We start from the raw sequence: 19,163 nt of genomic DNA, 5'->3' as shown, positions 1-19,163 counted from the left end.
CGGTCGGCACCGATGCGCCGGGCCAAAAAGAAAACCGCGCCTTCCGGGGAAGGCGCGGCGAAGGTCTTGTCTCTTGCTGTCATCCGGCGCGATGCGCCGGTGCTTCCTATTAACGGAAGAGGGAGAGGATCGACTGGGTCGAGGAGTTGGCGATCGACAGGGACTGGACGGCCAGCTGCTGCTGCGTCTGCAGAGCGGACAGCCTGCTCGATTCCTGTTCCATGTTGGCGTCAACCAGCTTGCCGACGCCCGACTGGATCGAGTTGGAGAGCGAGGAAGCGAAGCTCGTCTGCAGGTCGATGCGGCCGGAGATCGAGCCGAGGCGGGAGTTCATGCTGGTCATGGAGTTCAGAGCGGTCTGAACCATGTTCAGGGCGCTGGAGATCTGGCCGCCAGTCATGTTGGAGATATCGAGGCTGAAGACCGAAGCGCCAACCGTACTATCCGACGTACCCAGGATGCCCGAAGTCGTGTCGATCGCGCCGCTGGCTGAGCCGAACAGAACGTTGCCGGTTGCGCTGGAGTCGAAGGCGTAAGATGTCGTGCTGACCGAAACGGTGCCGTTGGTGCCGCGGATGAAGGAGGAGACGACCGAAGCGGAGTCGCCGCTCTGAGCCATGACCCAGTTTTCGCCGTTGAACGAAGCCGACTGGGCGACGCTCTGCAGCTGCTGCTGCAGCTGGCCGATTTCTTCCTGAACAGACTTCTTGTCGACCGACGCTTCCATGGCGGTGACGAGCTTGTTCTTGATCTGGCCGACGATGTCGATGGCGCTGGTGACGGCGGTGGTTGCAGTGTCAACCTTGGCGGCGCCGAGGCCGAGAGCGTCGGAAACGGCGCCGATGGCGCTGTTGTCGGACTTCATGCTGGTGGCGATCGACCAGTAAGCGGCGTTGTCGGAAGCCTTGGAGATGCGCAGGCCGGAAGACACGGCGCTCTGCGTCTGCTGCAGGTTGGAGCCGATGCTGCGCAGCGTCTGGAGAGCAGCCATTGCGGCGTTGTTGGTAAGAATGCTCGTCATGATATTTGCCCCTTTGGCAGTGGTTAAATAAGGGACATTCCGGACCTAAAACCGGTAACGGCATTCAGCATCATGCCTATTAACCAAAATCGTTAAGGTTAACTCGCCGCTTCGATGGTCCTAAGAAACAGCAATATGGTTAAGAAAAGCTGAACCGCTTTGAGCCAGAAAATATAAAAAAAACCGCGCCTTAGATAGGCGCGGTTAACTTGTTGTTTAGGATTTTCGACCAACGCGGAGCGCCGGTGCTTCCTATTAACGGAAGAGGGAGAGGATCGACTGGGTCGAGGAGTTGGCGATCGACAGGGACTGGACGGCCAGCTGCTGCTGCGTCTGCAGAGCGGACAGCTTGCTCGATTCCTGTTCCATGTTGGCGTCAACCAGCTTGCCGACGCCCGACTGGATCGAGTTGGAGAGCGAGGAAGCGAAGCTCGTCTGCAGGTCGATGCGGCTGGAGATCGAACCCAGCTTCGAACCCATGCTGGTCATGGAGTTCAGAGCGGTCTGAACCATGTTCAGGGCGCTGGAGATCTGGCCGCCAGTCATGCTGGAGATGTCGAGGCTGAAGACCGAAGCGCCAACCGAACCATCCGACGTACCCAGGATGCCCGAAGTCGTGTCGATCGTGCCACCGCTTGAGCCGAACAGAACGTTGCCGGTTGCGCTGGAGTCGAAGGCGTAAGAGGTCGTGCTGACCGAAACGCTGCCGTTGGTGCCGCGGATGAAGGACGAGACGACCGAAGCGGAGTCGCCGCTCTGAGCCATGACCCAGTTTTCGCCGTTGAACGAAGCCGACTGGGCGACGCTCTGCAGCTGCTGCTGCAGCTGGCCGATTTCTTCCTGAACAGACTTCTTGTCAACCGAACCTTCCATGGCGGTGGCAAGCTTGTTCTTGATCTGGCCGACGATGTCGATCGCGCTGGTGACAGCGGTCGATGCCGTGTCAACCTTGGCGGCGCCGAGGCCGAGAGCGTCGGAAACGGCGCCGATGGCGCTGTTGTCGGACTTCATGCTGGTGGCGATCGACCAGTAAGCGGCGTTGTCGGAAGCCTTGGAGATGCGCAGGCCGGACGATACGTGGCTCTGCGTCTGTTGCAGGTTGCCGCTGATGCTCTTCAGCGTCTGGAGAGCGGCCATTGCGGAGTTGTTGGTGATAATGCTGGTCATTGAGTGTGTCCCCTGGAAACTGGATACGAAAGGAGGACATACCGGACTGGAAATACCGGCGATGACGGAGCAGCTTCATGCCCCTCGATCCATTTTCCTGGAGGACCAAACCCGTCATGTTGCGAGGAAGGTCGCACCCATTGCTTGCCAATTTCTTAAACGCGGGGCCGTCGGGAACCGCATGTCCTGAACGTGGCTAAAAATGCGTAAAGGCGTTTTCAATCGTTGCTTCGGTTTCAGGCAAGCTACGTGAGGGATCATCAGGCGAATCCATGATGCCGGGCCCTCGACCTTAATCGGGAGCCGGTCAACATATCGCTTGGAGTTCTTGCTCGTGAATACGAAAAATGCCTTTGTGACGGCGTCCGGCTTCTATCAAAAGGGGCAATATACACGCGCACTCGAAACGCTGAACGAGTTGCTTAACGTCGACAGATCGCCCAAGATCTATGCGTTGCTGGCAAAAACACTGCTCAAGCTCGGGTTCAGATCGGATGCGGCGAGCGCCTATGAGCTGGCGGGCCGGCAAAAGCCGCAGCGCGACGACTATCTTCGCGAAGCCCTGTTGCTGCACAACGATTGCGGCAATGACGAACAGGCTCTTGCCGTGGGAAGCCTGATCCTTCCAATGGCGTTCAAGGACCCAGAGCTTGCCTTCATCCTCGTTCGCATTTTCCTGAGCCGACAGCAGAAAGAGCTCCTGACCGGCTTCAAGACGGTACTGGTCGAAGGACCGGAGCTCAAGCATCGGCTCATGGCAGCGAAACTGCTCACCGACGATCTCTATGACGAAAGCAACCGACACCTCGTTACGACGCTGTTCAAGAAACATCCCGACAGTATCGTCACTCGCATTCTCCATCTGATCTTTGCTCGCGAAATATCCGATCTCGCTGCCGTCGACAGGTACATGGCGCCGATTTCAGCGGCCCTGGCAAAGGGCAATCTCGACTACGTGATCCCGGACAACCCCTTCTTCCACCTGCATTGGTGTGGCGACGAAGCAATTAACAAGCATGCGGTCCACGACACCAAACCCCTGCCCGCCGGCCATGCCGAGGCTCGTCGCAAGTTGCCACACGCCTGGAGCAACAAGATCCGCGTCGGCTATCTCTCGTCCGATTTCTGGCCTGGCCACGCGACGATGAAGTTGATACAGCGGACCCTGGAGCTGCACGACAGGGATCGGTTCGAGATCACCCTCTTCGACCATTCCGATCTCGTTTCCCAGAAGGAACAGGGGTTCGACCATCAGAAGTGGGGAACGATGGTCGACGTTCGCGGTCTGTCCGACCAGGGCGCGGCAGAGGCGATCCGCGCCCGGAATATCGACATTCTTGTCGATCTCAAGGGGCACACCAAAGGAAGCCGCGCGCCTATCCTCAACCATATGGCAGCACCGATCCATGTTTCCTGGCTCGGTTTTCCCGGCTCTGTCGTCAATATCGACCTCGACTACATCATCGGCGATCAATATGTGCTGCCGGATCATTCGAAGCCGCATTTCCACGAGAAGTTCTGCCGCCTGCCCGAGTGCTATCAGCCGAACGATCCGCTATATCGCCCGAAGCCGCGGCCGACGACCCGCGCGCAGCATGGGCTGCCCGAAGACGCCTTCGTCTTCGCCTCGTTCAACGGCAACCGCAAGATCACCTCGCAGATGATGGACGTGTGGAGCAACATCCTGAAGCGCAGCAAGAACAGCGTGCTCTGGCTGCTCTGCAACGGTCCTCGGGCGGAGGCCAACATCTGGTCGCGCCTGGAAGCCCACGGCATCAACCGCAAGCGCGTCGTCTTCACCACACGTATTCGCTACGAGGATCACATCGATCGCCAGCAGCTGGCCGATCTCGGCCTCGACACTTTCCCGGTCAACGGCCACACGACCACGTCGGAGCAGCTCTGGGGCGGTCTGCCGGTTCTCACCGTGAAGGGCACCAATTTCGCCTCTCGCGTCAGCGAAAGCCTTCTGAACGCCATCGGTCTGCCGGAACTGGTGGCCGATGACATCAAGGCCTATGAGGACATGGCGGTAGAGCTCGCCGGCCAGCCGGAGCGTATCGCGCAGTTCAAGGAAACCCTCGCCGCCAATCGCTACATCCAGCCGCTTTTCGACGCGGAGCGCTTCACGCACCATCTGGAAACCGCCTTCGAGATGATGGCGACGCGGGCCAAGCAGGGGCTCGAACCCGACCATATGGATGTGCCGGCGCTGCCAGCGCGCACGGAAGCGTTTATGGAAGAAGACCAGAATTCGGCGGCGATCGCGGCCGAGTGACGCTCGGCGATCGTCGGAGCGGAAACCTCCGGCGATCGCTTCACGCCTGTCTTTTCATTCTCGCATGTCTTTTCAGTGGAAAGAGCGAACCAGGCTGCCGACCAGCAGGTTCCAGCCGTCGATCAGCACGAAGAAGAGAATCTTGAACGGCAGCGAGATCGAGGTCGGCGGCAGCATCATCATGCCCATGGCCATCACGATGGTCGACACGATCAGGTCGATCACCAGAAACGGCAGTACCACAAGGAAGCCGATTTCGAAGCCGCGGCGAATCTCCGAGATCATGAAGGCCGGGATCAGGACGCGATAATCGATCTTGTTGTCGACCACGGTCGTCTGGCCGCGCTCCTGCGCCAGATCGACGAAAAGCTTCAGGTCCTTGTCGCGCGTATTGTTCGACATGAAGGTGCGGAACGGCTCGGCAATGCGCTGCACGGCGTCGGCTTCGGAAATCTGATTGGCAAGCAGCGGCTGCACGCCATCCTTCCACGCCTGATCGAAAGTCGGCGACATGACATAAAAGGTCATGAACAGGGCGAGACTCAGCAGGATCATGTTCGACGGCGTCGACGAAAGGCCCATGCCGGTGCGCAGGATCGAAAACGCGATGATGAAGCGCGGAAAGCTCGTCACCATGATCAGGATGCCGGGCGCGATCGACAGGATCGTCAGGAGCCCGAACGTGCGGATGATCCAGGCGGCGACCGAGCCGTTGACCGGCGCGTTCAGAAGATCGGTGGGAAGCTGTTGCGACAATTGCTGCGCCATCGCCAGTTCAGGCGACAATACAGAAATCACTAATATAGATAGGGCAAGTATTAATCGAATCATTCAATCACGAAAGTTCTGAACATAACTTTCGATACTCGTCCTTCCGAGCGTAGGTCAACACGCTCCTGAATGTCATCCCGAAGATATTGCAGGCCCCGCGCACCCTCGATCTGCTGCAGGGAAACCGTGCGGATATAAGCAAGGATATCCTGATGGATCGCCTGGGCGAGCTGAGCATCGACAGGCCCCTTGAAAATCAAGGCGAGCTCCAGCCTTACCCAGCTCTGCGAGGGATAGGCAAGATTGGCGGTGATCGGATCGAGCGCTACGATGCCGTTCGCCTGTGCCGCGGCGGCCGCCTGCTTGCTGCCGCCGGCGACCTGCACCGTCGATTGCACGGCGGCGGTAGCAGCCTTGATCCTCGGCGCGACGACGGTTCCAACCATCCAGCCGCCGCCGCCGCCAAGAACGGTGAGCACCAGCAGCCCGACGACCGTCATGATCAACGGCGATCCCTTGCCCTTTGCCGGTTCGTCTGTGGCTGCCATGGTCCCTGTCCGTCCGTTTTCTACTGGAGCATGATGCCGAAAAAGTGTCAGCGGCTTTCGGACGACATCATGCTCTATCTATTTGATTCCAGCGCGGATTCAGATTTCAGGTCGAATGGACCTAAAATCATCCGGCGCTAGCCGATACCGTCAGCGGTCAGAGCGGCGACAGCAGGTCCACGGCCTGCTGGCCTCTCGGCGGCTGCTGTATTTCCGTCAGACGACCGCGTCCGCCATAGGAGATGCGCGCTTCGGCGATCTTGTCGTAGGAAATGGTGTTATCCGCGGTGACGTCCTGCGGACGCACGATACCGGCGACGTTGAGAATGCGGATTTCCTGGTTCATGCGGACTTCCTGCGAGCCGCTGATCATCAGGTTGCCGTTTTCGAGAATGCCGGTTACGACAGCAGCGACCAGAAGGTTGATCTGCTCGGAGCGCTGCATCTTGCCTTTGCCGTCGGTGCTGGTGTCGGAGCCGGAGGTAGCGTTCGCATTCGTGCTCGGCTGCCAGCCAAAGATCTTGGCGGTGACGTTCCAGCCCATATCGCTCTTGTTCACGCGGCTGCGGTTGGTCTCGTTGTCCCAGTTCGCCTTGTCGTCGATCTTGATCGTGACCGTCAGGATGTCGCCGACATTGAGCGCGCGCGAATCCTTGAACAAGGCGGCCTGCGAATCGTTCCAGAGCGAGTAACCCTGCGCGACCTGGTGCGGCCGCTTGGGATATTGCAGCATCTGCGGCGTCTGCGCATATTGCAGGCCGCTGCCGATCGGACTCATGGCAGGCGCCCTGCCGATTTCCCTGAGGGCCTGCGACTGGCAACCGGCGAGAAAGACGACGATTGCGCAGGCGGCCGTAAGACGCGTGTTCATGAGGGGTCCTTCGACTTCGATGTATTCGGGTCGGATGCGCTGGCGATGATATTGGTGATGACGGCCGCCTTCTTCGCATCCATTTCCGCAAGGATGAGGCTCGATTGGCGCGCCGAGAGCTTCATGATGATCGCGGCGGCTGTCGTGGTCTTGACGTCGTTGAGGCTCGCCGCCGCCGCATCCGGTTTCATGTTCTTGTAGATATCGACTAGGCCGAGATTCGCCGTCTTGAGGAAATCGTCGCGGCGTTTCAGCCAGTCCTCGTATTCAGCCTTGCGCTTGTCCATGGTGGCGATGCGCTGATCGACGTCGGCCTGCAGCTTTTCCAGCTCTTGCTTCTGCAGCAGGTAGCGCTGGTCGCGGGCCGGATCGGCGATGTTGGTGCAGAACTGCCGGATCTCGTCCTGGCTGGATGCCGGATCGACGACGGGCTTCGGTGCCTGCTGCGCCACGCCGACGCCGAGCGACAACAGCAGGACGCCCGCTGCCGCGATGGCCGAAAGACCGAAGGAGATCAGCATTTTTCTGGAGCTGACGATCGAGATCATTGCAACACGAGCTCCGCTTGCAGGGCGCCGGCCGACTTGATGCCTTGCAGGATGGCGATGATGCCGTCCGGCTTGACGCCGATATTGTTGAGGCCGGAGACCAGCGTCTTCAGGTCAGGCCCTTCCAGCACCGCGACCCGGCCGCCGCTCTTGGTGGCGGTAATGTCGGTCTGGTCCTGTATGGCCGTCTCCCCGTTCGAGAAGGGTTCCGGCTGGATCACCTGCGGATTCTCGCTCACCTGCACGGTCAGCGTTCCATAGCTGACGGCGACGGGCGAGACGCGGACATCGGCGCCGATGACGATCGTTCCGGTGCGCTCGTTGATGACGACCTTGGCCGGCGTATCGGTCTGGACGTTGAGGTTTTCGATATCGGCCATCAGCCGCGTCAGATCCGCCATCTTAGGCTTGGCGACCGTCACTTCCTGCGAGTCCTTCGCCTCCGCGATCGGGGCACCGAAACGCGAGGTCGCCCAGGTATTGACCGTGTCAGCAATGCGGATCGAGGTGGAGAAGTCCGGATTGCGCAGCTGCAGGACCAGGTTGACCGAATCCTTGAAGCGGGACGGCAGCTCGCGCTCGATGATCGCGCCGCCGGGCACGCGGCCTGCCGTCGTAACGCCCTCGGTCACCGTTGCGGCGGCGCCCTGCGCCTGGAAGCCGGAGACGATGACTGAGCCTTGCGCCACGGCATAGATCTGCCCGTCCGCGCCGCTCAGCGAGGTCATGATCAGCGTGCCGCCGCGCAGCGACGTCGCATCGCCGAGCGAACTCACCGTCACGTCGATGCGGCTGCCCGGGCTTGCAAAGGGCGGCAGGTTCGCCGTCACCATGACGGCGGCCGTATTCTTCGCGGCGGATTGACCGCCCTGGGTCGAGATGCCGAGGTTCTGCAGCATGGCGCGCATGGATTGCTCGGTAAACGGCGAGGAACGCAGGCCGTCGCCGGTCCCTTGGAGGCCGACGATCAGACCATAGCCGATAAGCTGGTTGTCGCGGCCGGATTGCAGCGACGCGATGTCCTTGATGCGCGATTGCATCGCCGCGGCCGGATCGGCGACGATCAGGCTTGGCAATGCGAGGAGGACTGCGAGAAGTTGACGAAGCCGTTTCATTTCGCGACCACGCGGATCGTACCGTTCTGGAGAACCGTGCCGTTGACGATGATGCCCGAGTCCATGTTGCGGGCGCGCACACTGTCGCCGACGGCGCCATCATCCAGCGGCGTGCCCGCCGCCGTGATGGTCATGCTGCCCATGCTCATCACCAGGCGAACATTGGAACCGCGCGTCACGGCATAGGGCTGGCGCAGGGCGGAAATGGAAATCGTGCGGCCGGGAAGAAGCGTCCGCTTCGATACCAACCCCGTGACATCGCGAAGCCGCTTGGCATAGTCGCCGCTCAGGTTGGGGTTGGTGACCTCGACCTCTTCGAGCTGACCGCTGCCGATGATATCGCCTGGATAGATCGTCTCGGTCGGCACCACGGCGGTACCGAGCGCGGAACCATCGGCGCTCACAGCCCAGACGGGCATGGCCGAAGCAAATACGACGGAAAGGCTCGCCGCGGCGAACCATGCCATTGCCAAGCTTTTCATCCGGCGAAACCTCATGTTCGGCCCGTCCCTCTCGTTACTTCAGGTTCTTGCTGACGATCTGCGCCATTTCGTCGGCCGTCGTGATGACCTTGGAATTCATCTCATAGGCGCGCTGCGCCGTGATCAGATCGGTGATTTCCTTGACAGGATCGACGTTCGACGATTCCAGGTAATGTTGCTTCATGTAGGCGAAGCCGTTCTCGTTCGGATCGGAAACAACCGGATCGCCGGAAGCCGGCGTTTGAACGAAGAGGTTGCTTCCCATCGGCTGCAGGCCCGCTTCGTTGACGAAATTGGCGATCTGCAGCTGGCCGAGCACGGTCGGCGTCGTCGCGGTGCCGATGATCGCGGACACCTGGCCGGACTGGTTGATGGTGAGGCTGCTGGCATTGTTCGGGACGGTGATGCCCGGTTGCAGCACATTGCCATCCGGCGTGACGATCTGGCCTGTGTCGCTCTTGTTGAAGGAGCCGGCGCGGGTATAGGCGGTCGTGCCGTCGGCCATCTTGATCTGGAACCAGCCACGGCCGACGAGCGCGACGTCGAGATCGTTCTGGGTCTGCGAAAGCTGGCCCTGGATCTGGATGTTGCGGACCGCGGTCGTCTGCACGCCGAGACCGATATTGGCGCCTTCCGGCACCACCGCCTGGTTCGGCCTGTTGGCAATGCCCTTGGCACGCTCCGTCTGGTAGAGAAGGTCGGAGAACTCGGCGCGCGAGCGCTTGTAACCCGTCGTATTGATGTTCGCGATGTTGTTCGCGATGACTTCGAGATTGGTCTGCTGGGCGTCCATGCCCGTCGCGGCGATTGCGAGCGCTCTCATGCTTTCGTCCTTGGATCTAGGGCGGAACCTTCGAAGCCGCGGAAGGGCTTTTGAAAGACACTCGCCAAATCAGGTAATTAGAACGGGCAGACCCGGCCTATATCTGCATCTTCGTGATATCGAGAAACGCTGAGACAACCTTGTCGCGCAAAGCGATCGCGGTCTGCAGGGTCTGGTCGGCCTGCATGACCTTGTCGACCACCTCGCGGGTGCTCATCGTGCCCTTGATACCGGCAAAGGAGGCGTTTTCCGCTTCCTTCAGCGAATTGACGGAATCCTTCGCGACGTTCGACATGACCGACGCGAAGCTCATTCCGGCATCCGCTCCCATGGCGACGGCCGGCGAGGCGTTCATCGCGCTGGAGGCGGCGGAGGTCAGATCCGTGGCGATGCTGCCGAGGCCGCGGGTCGCCGAGAGGGAGGCTACATTCTTAATCGTGTCGATCATTGGTTCTTCAGGAGATCAATAGTGGAGGAGATGAGATCACGGGCCTGCCGGACCGTCTGCAGATTGGCCTCGTAGGAGCGATTGGCTTCGCGCATATCGGCCATCTCGACGAGGACATTGACATTGGGCATCTTGACGTAGCCCTTCTGATCCGCCGCCGGGTTGTCGGGGTCGTATTCTTCGACGAACTTGCCCGTGTCTTCACCGAGTTTCTTGACACCAACCGTGGTGAGGCCGTTGGCGCGATCCATTTCCGCGCCGAAGGTCACCGTCTTGCGCCGGTAGGGATCGGCGCCGGGCGTATCGCCCGTCGAACGGGCGTTGGCGATATTTTCGGAGACGATTCGCAGACGAGTCGATTGAGCCTCCAGGCCGGAGCCTGCAATTTTCAATGCGGCTGATAAGGGGTCCATGACATCTTCACTTCATCTATTGTTTTACGGCCATCAACATCATGCGATGAAAGGAGCCTATAAGCGCGGTGTTCAAGCTGTATTGGCGCTTGATGTCACCGGCCTTGGCGAGCTCGTCTTCCAGGCCGACGGTGTTACCCGATTCCTGGACGCCAATTTCCTGACTGAGCGGCGCCTCATCGACGTTGACGTTGCCGCTCGTGCTGAATTCATTGCCCGAAAGATGCGCGGGATCGGTCCGGACCATGTTGGCGTTCTGATTATCCAGAACGGCCTGGAACGGCGTCACATCCTTGGCGCGATATTTCGGCGTATTGGCATTGGCGATATTGCCGGCAACAACCTCCTGACGCACCTGGAGCCACTCGGCTTGCCGCGAGGCCAGGTCAAAGAGCTGTATGGGTTGCATGGCCTTCTCTCCGTTCTTACACTTGAAACCTAGCGGGATAATCTTGCGTGGGACTTGCGGGAAATGCGTTCCTGTAAAGGTCTTCGAAATGCCTGAAATCCCGGCGTTTGCGGGTCTTTCAATTGTTGCCGTAGACATCGCCCGCCGACGTGACGATGACCCACTTTCCGTCTCGTTGTTCGATCGAAGCCAGCTGGCTGTTGTCGGGCAGAACCGATCCGACCCGCACGACATACATGCCGGTATCATCCTCGATGAGCGCGCGGCCATTTGCGACGTGCAGCAGGTGGAACGGTGACTTGCCGGGGAATGGCTGCTGGTCGGCCGGTTCCCCCTTGTCGTCCTCGCGGCCGGCATTGCTGACCGTCGCCGTCGTCAGCGGATCGGGAATAAGATCCTTCGGCGCGCTTGGGTTTTTGTTGACCATGGCGAGCGGCGAGACGCTGACGATCTCGCGGCCGGGCCAATTCGGCAGATCGCGCGTGTGATCGCCTTCAGCCACGTGGATGCCGAACTTGTCCGGATTGAGAAACACGTACCAGGGAAAGAAGGCCGAGGCGCCGGCAAGCGCCAGCCCCGTAAAGGCCAGCGCCTTGTCCGCAACGGTTCGCTTTCTTGCCTGCTTCGGCGGGGCGACCGGATCGTCTGCGTCGGATTCTCTCACTTCTGGCCCCTCTTCCGGCACGAAATTCGGCAATGCCCGGCCGGATGCGGGCAAGGAACAATCGAGCTAAGCGTCCTGGCGATCATCACTTGCCCCTGACCGGAACGCCGCCCGAGGCGTTCCTGAGAGCGGTGGCAAGATCGGTGAAGGCATCCGCCGACGGCTCTTCGCCCGGCGTCTGCTTCAGAATGTCGTAGATGATCGGCACCTGGCGCACCGCGATATCGAGATCGGCGTCGCTGCCCTGGCGATAGCCGCCGATCAGGCGCAGATCGCGCGTCTCCTCGTAGCGGTGGACAAGGGCCTTCAGCCGCGAAACCAGTTTTTCCTGATCGGATGTCCAGGCCTTGCGGGCGAGACGCGATACGGATGCGAGCGGATCGATCGGCGGGTAGCGACCTTCCTCGGCAAGGCTGCGCTGGAGAACGATGTGGCCGTCGAGAATGCCGCGGGTGGAATCGGCGATCGGATCGTTGTGATTGTCGCCATCGACAAGGATCGAAATGATGGCGGTGATCGTGCCGGTGCCCTCCGGTCCCGGGCCGGCGCGCTCGAGAAGGCGCGGCAGCTCGGTGAAGACCGAAGCCGGATAGCCGCGCGCGATCGGCGGCTCGCCGGATGCGGTCGCCACCTCGCGGATGGCATGGGCGAAACGGGTGACGCTATCGACGATCAGCAGCACATTGTCGCCCTGGTCGCGGAAATGCTCGGCGATGGTGATGGCCGAAAGCGGCGCCATCTTGCGCAGCATCGGGCTTTCATCGCTCGTCGCGACGACCGCCACCGATTTCTGCATGTGCGAACCCAGCGTATCCTCGATGAATTCGCGCACCTCGCGGCCGCGCTCGCCGACGAGCGCGATCACCACCTTGTCGAAGGCTTCGGCTCTCGCCAGCATCGACAACAGCGTCGATTTGCCGACGCCGGAGCCGGCGAAGATGCCGAGGCGCTGACCGAGGCAGAGCGGCGAGAAGATATCGATAGCGCGCACGCCGGTCTTGAACCCGGTTTCGACGCGCTTGCGCGTCATCGACGGCGGGGCGGTATTCGAGATCGAGCGCGATTCCAGACCCGCCGTCAGCGGCCCGAGCCCGTCGATCGGTTCGCCCAGCGAATTGATCGTGCGGCCGCACCAGCTTTCGTCGGGCGCAATACGGAAGGCGCCCTTGCGGATGATGGTGTCCTGAATGCCGATCGGCTCGCCCGGTTCGATCGGACAGACATAGGTGAGTTCCGGCTCGACGCGGACGACTTCGCCGAGGTGAATGCCGGTCTGGGAACGATGCGCGACGAAATCGCCGAGACGCACCTGCCTGGAAAGGCCCGCGACGGTGTAGTGCCCGGCGGCGATGGTGCGCACATGGCCGCCATGGGCCACGGCATTCTCCGCCATCGCATATTGGCCCGCCAGAACGGCCATATGCGAAAGCTTCGGCGACAATGCGCCTTCCGGCAACCGATCCTCGACCATCATCCGCCTCTTTACTGGCTGCCGCCGAGGGTCTTGATGGCGTCGGTGAGCGTGCCCTCACTGCTGCTGGTGAGCGTGCTGATATTGTCGAAGGCGCGGCTGACCTCGATCAGGTTGGTCATTTCCCGCATGCCGTTGACATTGGAGTTTTCCAGGTAGCCCTGGGCGATGCCAATATTCGAACGGTCGATCACCGGCTGAGGCGTATCGGTCGGCAGGATGCCGCTGTTTTCGTAGCGCAGGAAGCCCTTGCCGACATCAGCGCTATAGAGGCCGATCTGACCCATGCTCCGGCCGTTCTGCGTGATCACGCCGTTCGATGCAACGGTCGGGGCGCCGCCCGCCGGATCGAGCTGGATCGGGGCCCCGCCGGGATCGAGCACGGGAAAGCCGCGCGTGGAGACCAGCGCACCGCTGTCGGTCATGGTGAAACGGCCGTCGCGCGTGATCACCAGGCCTGCCGGCGTGTTGAGGCCGAAATAGGCGTCGCCCTTGACCGCGAAATCGAAGAGATTGCCGGTATTTTGAAGTTCGCCATTGTCGGTGGAGAGGTAATCATTGCCTTGCGAGACGAAGGCGACCTTGGCGTTGAGCTTGTTTTGGGTATTGCTGAGGACCTGATCGAACTTGACCTCCGTGCCGCGGAAGCCCGTCGTGTTCACATTGGCCAAATTATCGGCGATCGTGGTCAGGCGCCGCTCGAGCGCCATCTGGGACGATAGCGCGACATAGATACCAGACTGCATTTTCAACGCCCTCCGGACATTGGAGAATAACGGGAAAGGAAACGCCACCGGCGCTCCTACATTTCGTTAGCGGGGCATGGATGCCCTTAGCCGTCATCCTGCAGGGCTTGGCTTGTGCGAAGCTGACAAGGCAAAAAGCGCTTCCGCAGGCCCATCGAACAGCCTCACGCAAGGCAGCTCCCCTAGTTCATCATATGAAGCAACGTTCAGGTGTGTGGACCGGCGATGAATATTATTATCGGATTTGTAGTGACCTGCGGCTGCATCATAGGCAGCTTCATGGCCATGGGCGGAGACGTGGGGGCACTGTTCCAGCCCTTCGAATTTGTCATTATCGCAGGCGCCGGTCTCGGTGGCTTCATCATGGCTAATCCGATGAAAGTGGTGAAGGATTCGGGCAAAGCGCTCGGAGAAGCCTTCAGCCACAAGGTGCCGAAGGAGCGCGATTATCTCGACACGCTCGGCGCGCTCTATGCCCTGATGCGCGACCTACGCACCAAGTCGCGCAACGAGATCGAGGCCCATATCGACAATCCGGATGAATCGACGATCTTCAAGGCCGCGCCGACGGTTCTGAAGAACAAGGATCTGACGGCTTTCATCTGCGATTATGTCCGCCTCATCATCATCGGCAACGCCCGCTCGCACGAGATCGAGGCGCTGATGGACGAAGAGCTCGAGACGATGCAGCACGACAAGATGAAGCCTTATCACGCGATCACGATCATGGGCGATTCCTTCCCGGCGATCGGTATCGTCGCCGCCGTTCTCGGCGTCATCAAGGCGATGAGCCACATCAACGAATCGCCCGAAGTGCTCGGCCATCTCATCGGCTCGGCGCTGGTCGGCACCTTCCTCGGCATCATCCTGTCCTATTCGGTCTGCGCGCCGCTGGTTTCGCAGATCAAGGTCGTGCGCAACAAGCAGCATCGCCTCTACGTGATCGTGAAGCAGACGCTGCTCGCCTACATGAACGGATCGGTGCCACAGGTCGCGCTCGAATACGGCCGCAAGACCATCTCCTCCTACGAGCGTCCCTCGATCGACGCCGTCGAGCAGGAAATGATGAACCCCGGCGGTGAAAGCAAGGCAGCCTGACGATCATGAGCCAGCAACCCGCGTATAAGGCACAGACGATGGACCGCACCCTCTTTGCCAGGCTCACCGGCAATCTCGGCGATCAGGCAGCGCTTGCCAAGCTCGGCGCCACCTTCACCCAAGTCTATGCCGAATTCCTGCCCGACATCGTCAAGAGCGAGACCGGTCTGGATGTCAATATCGCCTATGCCGGCTGTCAGTCCGGTCCGATGAGCGACCTGATCGCCGGACTGGGCGGCAACCATGCCCTCGTAAACGGCTCGCTGCGCAACTGGGCGCCGAAATTCGTCCTCGGCTGCGGCGCCGGTTTCATCATGACGCTGATGGAACACATGCTGGGCGCCCGCCCGGAAGACATGGAAGCCGCCGTCGCCCGGCCGCTTTCCGTGATCGAGCTCGACCTCTCCGTCATGATGTTCGACAAGATCGCCAATGTGCTGCGCTCGGCCGTCAATGCGCCCGGCGGCTTCGAACCCTATCTCGACCCGCCCTACAACGTCGAGGATCGCCCGAAAACCGTCGGCGACGAGGGCAATGATTTCGCGGCCGCGATCACCATGGCGATCTCGCTCGGCAAATCGATTTCCCACATCGTCATTATCGTGCCGCAATGCGATCTGCTGCGCACCGTCGTCAGCGCGCCGCGCGCCAAGAACCCGACGACCGCCTCCCAGGCGTGGTCCGATCAGCTCAGCGAGCAGGTACGCCGCTCGCAGGTGACTCTGGAGGCACGCGTCCGGCTGCAGTCACTGACGCTCGACACCATTTCCAAGCTCGCGGTCGGCGATGTCATCCCCTTCATGGATACCGACGAGGTCCGGGTCGAGGTCAGCGCCAACAGCAAGGATCTCTACATCTGCGAATTCGGCCGTTCTGGCGAAAATTATACGGTGCGCGTCAAGGATAACGTCAATTCCGACGACGAGCTTCTTCGGCACCTGATGAATTGACCGGCTGGCGGGTGGTCGATCGTCCACCCACGGCAGCTTGAGGCAAGTTTCAACTGGAATAGTGATTTCATGGCTACGAAGACGATACAGCAAAGCAGCGAGGAATCGCTGGAAGTTTCAAGCAGCGACGCCGCCCTGGACGAGGCCATCGACGGTCTTCGCGGCGTTCTGAAGAAGGATAGCGACGGCGACCTGCCTGATTTCGACGCCGATACGTTCGGCGCGGAAACGAGCACCGACCTTTCTACCTTTGGCGATTTCGGCGACGACAATTCCGGTCCCGCCTTCGATGATGGTGACTTCGGCGGCGTTTCCGCGGCGCCTGCGGCCCCCGGCAGCGCACTGACGGCCAATCTCGACCTGATCATGGATATCCCGATCGACGTCCAGATCGTGCTCGGCAGCAGCCGCATGCAGGTGTCGGGCCTGATGAATCTGACCGAGGGCGCAATCATCGCGCTCGACAAGAAGATCGGCGAACCCGTCGAGATCACAGTGAACGGCCGCAAGATCGGCCGGGGCGAAATTACCGTTCTGGAACATGATGACACCAGGTTCGGTATCAAGCTCACGGAAATCTACAACACGAAGAAAAGCTGAACCGGCTCAGGATGAGCCCACTCCCCCTGCGGGATGGAGATGAAGACCATGATGGACTTTGACGATTTCAGCGGCGCACTAGCCGAGAAACCGTTGACTCAGACTGAAAAAGCAGCGGCCGTCCTTCTCGCAATGGGAAAGCAGGTAGCTGGACGGCTGCTCAAATATTTCACGCAGAACGAGTTGCAGATGATCATTGCCTCGGCGCAATCGCTGAGGCTCATTCCGCCGGACGAGCTCGCGCAGCTCGTGGCGGAATTCGAAGACCTCTTCACCGAGGGCGCCGGTCTCATGGACAACGCCAAGGCCATCGAGAGCATTCTCGAGGAGGGCCTTACGCCCGACGAGGTGGACAGCCTGCTCGGCCGACGCACCGCGTTCCAGGCCTATGAGACGTCCATCTGGGATCGCCTGGGCGAAGCCGACCCGGTCTTCGTCGCCAAGTTCTTCCTGCGGGAGCATCCGCAGACCATCGCCTACGTGCTGTCCATGATGCCTTCGGCCTTCGGCGCGAAGATCCTGCTGCAGCTTCCCGAAGCCCAGCGCGCCGATGTCATGAACCGCACCGTCAATATCAAGGACGTCAGCCCCAAGGCCGCCCAGATCATTGATAACCGCGTGCTCGGACTGATGGCCGAGATCGATGCCGAACGCAGCACGTCCGGCTCCGCGAAGGTCGCCGACCTGATGAACGAGCTCGACAAGCCGCAGGTCGATACCCTGTTGACCTCGCTGGAATCGATCAACAAGGAATCGGTCGAGAAGGTCCGCCCGAAGATCTTCCTCTTCGACGATCTCATGCGCATGCCGCAGCCGAGCCGCGTGCTGCTGCTCAACGACATCGCCTCCGACATTCTGACGATGGCGCTGCGGGGATCCGGCAACGAGATTCGCGAGGTCGTTCTGTCCTCGATCAGCCCGCGTCAGCGCCGCATGATCGAATCCGATCTGCAGATGGGCAATACCGGCATCAATCCGCGCGAAATCGCCATTGCCCGGCGCGCCATCGCCCAGGAAGCCATCCGGCTTGCCAATTCCGGCCAGATCGAGCTCAAGCCCAAGGAAAATACGCCTGTGGAAGAAGCAGCGTGACCTCGGCGCGACTCAGCTAAATCGTCTTAAACTGTTCAGAACCGGGCCGCGTATGATGCGCGGCCCCTTTCAGTTTCGCAAAGGGCGGCTGCTTTGGCTGACGAAGACAAGGACAGTAAAACAGAACGACCGACGGAGAAGAAACTCCGCGATACCATCGAGAAGGGCAATGTGCCCCAATCCAGGGAGGCGACGCTCTTTGCCTCCATGCTGGCAACGGTCATCTACGTCACCTTCTTCCTGCCGGCGCGCATGGGCCGCATGGGCGAGGTATTGCGCGATCTTTTCGAAAAGCCGGATCAATGGCGGCTCGATACGGGTCCCGACGCCATCTCCCTGTTTACCCGCATAGGCTGGGAGGCCGGAAACATGGTGTTGCCCGCCGTGGTGCTGTTCCTCGTCTTCGGCGTCGGCGCCTCGATATTCCAGAATCTGCCCACACCTGTCCTTGAGCGAATCCGGCCGCAGTTTTCGCGCATATCGCCCGCGTCGGGTTTCAAGCGCATCTTCAGCGCGACCGGCCTGGTGGAATTCGGCAAATCGCTCGCAAAGATCGTGCTCGTCAGCATCGTCATGTTTTTCGTGTTGCGCGGCCAGTTCTTCCACGCAATCGATTCGATGGTTTCCGATCCGCAGACCATCTTCGTGCGCCTGTCGACGGTGGTTCAGCGGATCCTCGTCATCGTGCTGATGGCAACCGCGATCGTCGGCATCGCCGACCTGCTGTGGAGCCGCTACCACTGGTTCGACCAGCTGAAAATGACCAAGCAGGAGGTCAAGGACGAACACAAGCAGTCCCAGGGCGACCCCATCGTTAAATCGCGCCAGCGCTCGGTCGCACGCGACCGCGCCCGCCGCCGCATGATGAAGCAGGTGCCCCGCGCCACCCTCGTCATCGCCAACCCGACTCACTTCGCCGTTGCGCTGCGCTATGTGCAAGCGGAAAACGATGCGCCTGTCGTCGTCGCCAAGGGCCAGGATCTGATTGCCTTGAAGATCAGAGAGATAGCCGAGGCAAACAATATTCCCGTTTTCGAAGATCCGCCGCTCGCGCGCTCCATGTTTGCGCAAGTCTCGGTTGATAGCGTCATACCGTCAGTATTTTACAAGGCTGTCGCCGAGCTCATCCATCGGATCTACGCCGCGCAGTCGAATAGAAAACGGGTACGATAAACCAAATGAAAAAATGCCCCTACTCTGCCCAGCGCGAACAAATACTAGCCGAAGCCATCAGCCCCGTCGCCAGCGAGCTGCGCCTTCTCGACGCAGCTGACCTGATCTCGCTGCTGCGCTTCGAACGATACGGCAATCTCGGTGACCTCGTAGCCTCGGCCGCCGAGCTCTACTTCCTTCCAGGCACCATCAATTTCGGGCTTGGCGGTGACTACAAGCTCGATTGGGGCGGGCCGGCGGAGGTCACGCTCGACCTGGAAATCAAGCCACAGGGCGTCACCATCTACGCCAAGCTGGCGCTGACAGAGCACTATGCCGGCATCGAGATCAATCACATCGCCTTCGACAGGGCATCAGCCGATCCGGACGAGAACACGGCGCTGCTCGCACGCAGCCTGAAAGAAGCGTGCTACGTCATTCGCGGCGAAGCGGCCTACGCAATCTGAAGAGATTCACCATTTCGAAATTTGCAGAG

Annotated in this window: 22 protein-coding genes; 7 read left to right on the top strand and 15 right to left on the bottom strand. The window is 60.5% G+C overall.

What is annotated here, in order from left to right; all coding sequences use genetic code 11:
- Window positions 1-109: 109 nt before the first annotated feature.
- Window positions 110-1,021: a flagellin gene (locus CCGE531_RS03790; protein ID WP_120662988.1), complete on the bottom strand. Its 912-nt coding sequence runs from the start codon at window positions 1,019-1,021 to the stop codon at window positions 110-112.
- A gap of 255 nt (window positions 1,022-1,276) precedes the next feature.
- Window positions 1,277-2,188 (bottom strand): flagellin, encoded by a 912-nt coding sequence (locus CCGE531_RS03785; RefSeq protein ID WP_120662987.1) that lies wholly within the window; start codon window positions 2,186-2,188, stop codon window positions 1,277-1,279.
- Between the two features lie 334 nt (window positions 2,189-2,522).
- Here CCGE531_RS03785 and CCGE531_RS03780 point away from each other — a divergent pair, with 334 nt between their 5' ends.
- Window positions 2,523-4,466, top strand: a complete 1,944-nt coding sequence (locus tag CCGE531_RS03780; protein WP_120666453.1) for a glycosyl transferase — start codon at window positions 2,523-2,525, stop codon at window positions 4,464-4,466.
- A gap of 72 nt (window positions 4,467-4,538) precedes the next feature.
- Here the strand turns inward: CCGE531_RS03780 and fliP are convergent, their stop codons facing one another.
- The 13 genes from fliP to flgF all read right to left on the bottom strand — a co-directional run bounded on the left by fliP (window position 4,539) and on the right by flgF (window position 13,775).
- Complete coding sequence (gene fliP, locus CCGE531_RS03775; protein ID WP_112343820.1) at window positions 4,539-5,297, bottom strand: flagellar type III secretion system pore protein FliP; 759 nt, start codon at window positions 5,295-5,297, stop codon at window positions 4,539-4,541.
- The gene (locus CCGE531_RS03770) at window positions 5,294-5,785 is read right to left on the bottom strand and encodes a flagellar basal body-associated FliL family protein (protein ID WP_120662986.1); all 492 of its coding nucleotides are present in this window, start codon (window positions 5,783-5,785) and stop codon (window positions 5,294-5,296) included. Before CCGE531_RS03770 ends, fliP begins: the two co-directional genes overlap by 4 nt.
- A gap of 157 nt (window positions 5,786-5,942) precedes the next feature.
- Window positions 5,943-6,656, bottom strand: a complete 714-nt coding sequence (gene flgH / locus CCGE531_RS03765) for a flagellar basal body L-ring protein FlgH (RefSeq protein ID WP_120662985.1) — start codon at window positions 6,654-6,656, stop codon at window positions 5,943-5,945.
- Entirely contained in the window at window positions 6,653-7,204 is a 552-nt protein-coding gene (locus CCGE531_RS03760) for a MotE family protein (RefSeq protein WP_120662984.1), read from the bottom strand. The genes flgH and CCGE531_RS03760 overlap by 4 nt, the downstream gene beginning before the upstream one ends.
- The gene (locus CCGE531_RS03755) at window positions 7,201-8,319 is read right to left on the bottom strand and encodes a flagellar basal body P-ring protein FlgI (protein ID WP_120662983.1); all 1,119 of its coding nucleotides are present in this window, start codon (window positions 8,317-8,319) and stop codon (window positions 7,201-7,203) included. The genes CCGE531_RS03760 and CCGE531_RS03755 overlap by 4 nt, the downstream gene beginning before the upstream one ends.
- Window positions 8,316-8,816: a flagellar basal body P-ring formation chaperone FlgA gene (gene flgA, locus CCGE531_RS03750; protein ID WP_120662982.1), complete on the bottom strand. Its 501-nt coding sequence runs from the start codon at window positions 8,814-8,816 to the stop codon at window positions 8,316-8,318. The genes CCGE531_RS03755 and flgA overlap by 4 nt, the downstream gene beginning before the upstream one ends.
- A gap of 19 nt (window positions 8,817-8,835) precedes the next feature.
- Window positions 8,836-9,624, bottom strand: a complete 789-nt coding sequence (gene flgG / locus CCGE531_RS03745) for a flagellar basal-body rod protein FlgG (protein WP_120662981.1) — start codon at window positions 9,622-9,624, stop codon at window positions 8,836-8,838.
- A gap of 97 nt (window positions 9,625-9,721) precedes the next feature.
- Window positions 9,722-10,072, bottom strand: a complete 351-nt coding sequence (locus CCGE531_RS03740) for a flagellar hook-basal body complex protein FliE (protein ID WP_120662980.1) — start codon at window positions 10,070-10,072, stop codon at window positions 9,722-9,724.
- Window positions 10,069-10,485: a flagellar basal body rod protein FlgC gene (gene flgC, locus CCGE531_RS03735; RefSeq protein ID WP_120662979.1), complete on the bottom strand. Its 417-nt coding sequence runs from the start codon at window positions 10,483-10,485 to the stop codon at window positions 10,069-10,071. The genes CCGE531_RS03740 and flgC overlap by 4 nt, the downstream gene beginning before the upstream one ends.
- A 16-nt stretch (window positions 10,486-10,501) precedes the next feature.
- Entirely contained in the window at window positions 10,502-10,894 is a 393-nt protein-coding gene (gene flgB, locus CCGE531_RS03730; protein WP_120662978.1) for a flagellar basal body rod protein FlgB, read from the bottom strand.
- 118 nt (window positions 10,895-11,012) lie between these two features.
- Window positions 11,013-11,558 (bottom strand): flagellar protein, encoded by a 546-nt coding sequence (locus CCGE531_RS03725; protein WP_120662977.1) that lies wholly within the window; start codon window positions 11,556-11,558, stop codon window positions 11,013-11,015.
- An 85-nt stretch (window positions 11,559-11,643) separates the two neighbouring features.
- The gene (fliI, locus tag CCGE531_RS03720) at window positions 11,644-13,029 is read right to left on the bottom strand and encodes a flagellar protein export ATPase FliI (RefSeq protein ID WP_120666451.1); all 1,386 of its coding nucleotides are present in this window, start codon (window positions 13,027-13,029) and stop codon (window positions 11,644-11,646) included.
- A gap of 11 nt (window positions 13,030-13,040) precedes the next feature.
- Complete coding sequence (flgF, locus tag CCGE531_RS03715; protein ID WP_120662976.1) at window positions 13,041-13,775, bottom strand: flagellar basal-body rod protein FlgF; 735 nt, start codon at window positions 13,773-13,775, stop codon at window positions 13,041-13,043.
- A 225-nt stretch (window positions 13,776-14,000) separates the two neighbouring features.
- Between flgF and motA the strand changes: the two genes are divergently transcribed.
- The 6 genes from motA to CCGE531_RS03685 all read left to right on the top strand — a co-directional run bounded on the left by motA (window position 14,001) and on the right by CCGE531_RS03685 (window position 19,134).
- Window positions 14,001-14,873, top strand: coding sequence for a flagellar motor stator protein MotA (motA, locus tag CCGE531_RS03710; protein ID WP_120662975.1), 873 nt, complete (start codon window positions 14,001-14,003; stop codon window positions 14,871-14,873).
- Between the two features lie 5 nt (window positions 14,874-14,878).
- Window positions 14,879-15,823 (top strand): FliM/FliN family flagellar motor switch protein, encoded by a 945-nt coding sequence (locus CCGE531_RS03705; RefSeq protein ID WP_120662974.1) that lies wholly within the window; start codon window positions 14,879-14,881, stop codon window positions 15,821-15,823.
- Window positions 15,824-15,892: 69 nt separating this feature from the next.
- Complete coding sequence (gene fliN, locus CCGE531_RS03700) at window positions 15,893-16,423, top strand: flagellar motor switch protein FliN (RefSeq protein ID WP_120662973.1); 531 nt, start codon at window positions 15,893-15,895, stop codon at window positions 16,421-16,423.
- 48 nt (window positions 16,424-16,471) lie between these two features.
- Window positions 16,472-17,515 carry a flagellar motor switch protein FliG gene (gene fliG, locus CCGE531_RS03695; RefSeq protein ID WP_120666449.1) on the top strand — a complete coding sequence of 348 codons (1,044 nt, stop codon included), beginning with the start codon at window positions 16,472-16,474 and terminating at the stop codon, window positions 17,513-17,515.
- Between the two features lie 93 nt (window positions 17,516-17,608).
- Window positions 17,609-18,688: a flagellar biosynthesis protein FlhB gene (flhB, locus tag CCGE531_RS03690; protein WP_120662972.1), complete on the top strand. Its 1,080-nt coding sequence runs from the start codon at window positions 17,609-17,611 to the stop codon at window positions 18,686-18,688.
- 5 nt (window positions 18,689-18,693) lie between these two features.
- Window positions 18,694-19,134, top strand: a complete 441-nt coding sequence (locus tag CCGE531_RS03685; RefSeq protein ID WP_120662971.1) for a hypothetical protein — start codon at window positions 18,694-18,696, stop codon at window positions 19,132-19,134.
- Window positions 19,135-19,163: the final 29 nt, after the last annotated feature.

The sequence above is a fragment of the Rhizobium sp. CCGE531 genome, from assembly GCF_003627795.1.
Lineage (GTDB): Bacteria > Pseudomonadota > Alphaproteobacteria > Rhizobiales > Rhizobiaceae > Rhizobium.
This window is presented reverse-complemented; position numbering and strand designations above follow the sequence as displayed.

Bases quoted from the DNA above. Each gene is read 5' to 3' on its own strand.
- CCGE531_RS03790 (WP_120662988.1), bottom strand. From the start codon at position 1,021: ATGACGAGCATTCTTACCAACAACGCCGCAATGGCTGCTCTCCAGACG.
- CCGE531_RS03785 (WP_120662987.1), bottom strand. From the start codon at position 2,188: ATGACCAGCATTATCACCAACAACTCCGCAATGGCCGCTCTCCAGACG.
- fliP (WP_112343820.1), bottom strand. From the start codon at position 5,297: ATGATTCGATTAATACTTGCCCTATCTATATTAGTGATTTCTGTATTG.
- CCGE531_RS03770 (WP_120662986.1), bottom strand. From the start codon at position 5,785: ATGGCAGCCACAGACGAACCGGCAAAGGGCAAGGGATCGCCGTTGATC.
- flgH (WP_120662985.1), bottom strand. From the start codon at position 6,656: ATGAACACGCGTCTTACGGCCGCCTGCGCAATCGTCGTCTTTCTCGCC.
- CCGE531_RS03760 (WP_120662984.1), bottom strand. From the start codon at position 7,204: ATGATCTCGATCGTCAGCTCCAGAAAAATGCTGATCTCCTTCGGTCTT.
- CCGE531_RS03755 (WP_120662983.1), bottom strand. From the start codon at position 8,319: ATGAAACGGCTTCGTCAACTTCTCGCAGTCCTCCTCGCATTGCCAAGC.
- flgA (WP_120662982.1), bottom strand. From the start codon at position 8,816: ATGAGGTTTCGCCGGATGAAAAGCTTGGCAATGGCATGGTTCGCCGCG.
- flgG (WP_120662981.1), bottom strand. From the start codon at position 9,624: ATGAGAGCGCTCGCAATCGCCGCGACGGGCATGGACGCCCAGCAGACC.
- CCGE531_RS03740 (WP_120662980.1), bottom strand. From the start codon at position 10,072: ATGATCGACACGATTAAGAATGTAGCCTCCCTCTCGGCGACCCGCGGC.
- flgC (WP_120662979.1), bottom strand. From the start codon at position 10,485: ATGGACCCCTTATCAGCCGCATTGAAAATTGCAGGCTCCGGCCTGGAG.
- flgB (WP_120662978.1), bottom strand. From the start codon at position 10,894: ATGCAACCCATACAGCTCTTTGACCTGGCCTCGCGGCAAGCCGAGTGG.
- fliI (WP_120666451.1), bottom strand. From the start codon at position 13,029: ATGGTCGAGGATCGGTTGCCGGAAGGCGCATTGTCGCCGAAGCTTTCG.
- flgF (WP_120662976.1), bottom strand. From the start codon at position 13,775: ATGCAGTCTGGTATCTATGTCGCGCTATCGTCCCAGATGGCGCTCGAG.
- motA (WP_120662975.1), top strand. From the start codon at position 14,001: ATGAATATTATTATCGGATTTGTAGTGACCTGCGGCTGCATCATAGGC.
- CCGE531_RS03705 (WP_120662974.1), top strand. From the start codon at position 14,879: ATGAGCCAGCAACCCGCGTATAAGGCACAGACGATGGACCGCACCCTC.
- fliN (WP_120662973.1), top strand. From the start codon at position 15,893: ATGGCTACGAAGACGATACAGCAAAGCAGCGAGGAATCGCTGGAAGTT.
- fliG (WP_120666449.1), top strand. From the start codon at position 16,472: ATGATGGACTTTGACGATTTCAGCGGCGCACTAGCCGAGAAACCGTTG.
- CCGE531_RS03685 (WP_120662971.1), top strand. From the start codon at position 18,694: ATGAAAAAATGCCCCTACTCTGCCCAGCGCGAACAAATACTAGCCGAA.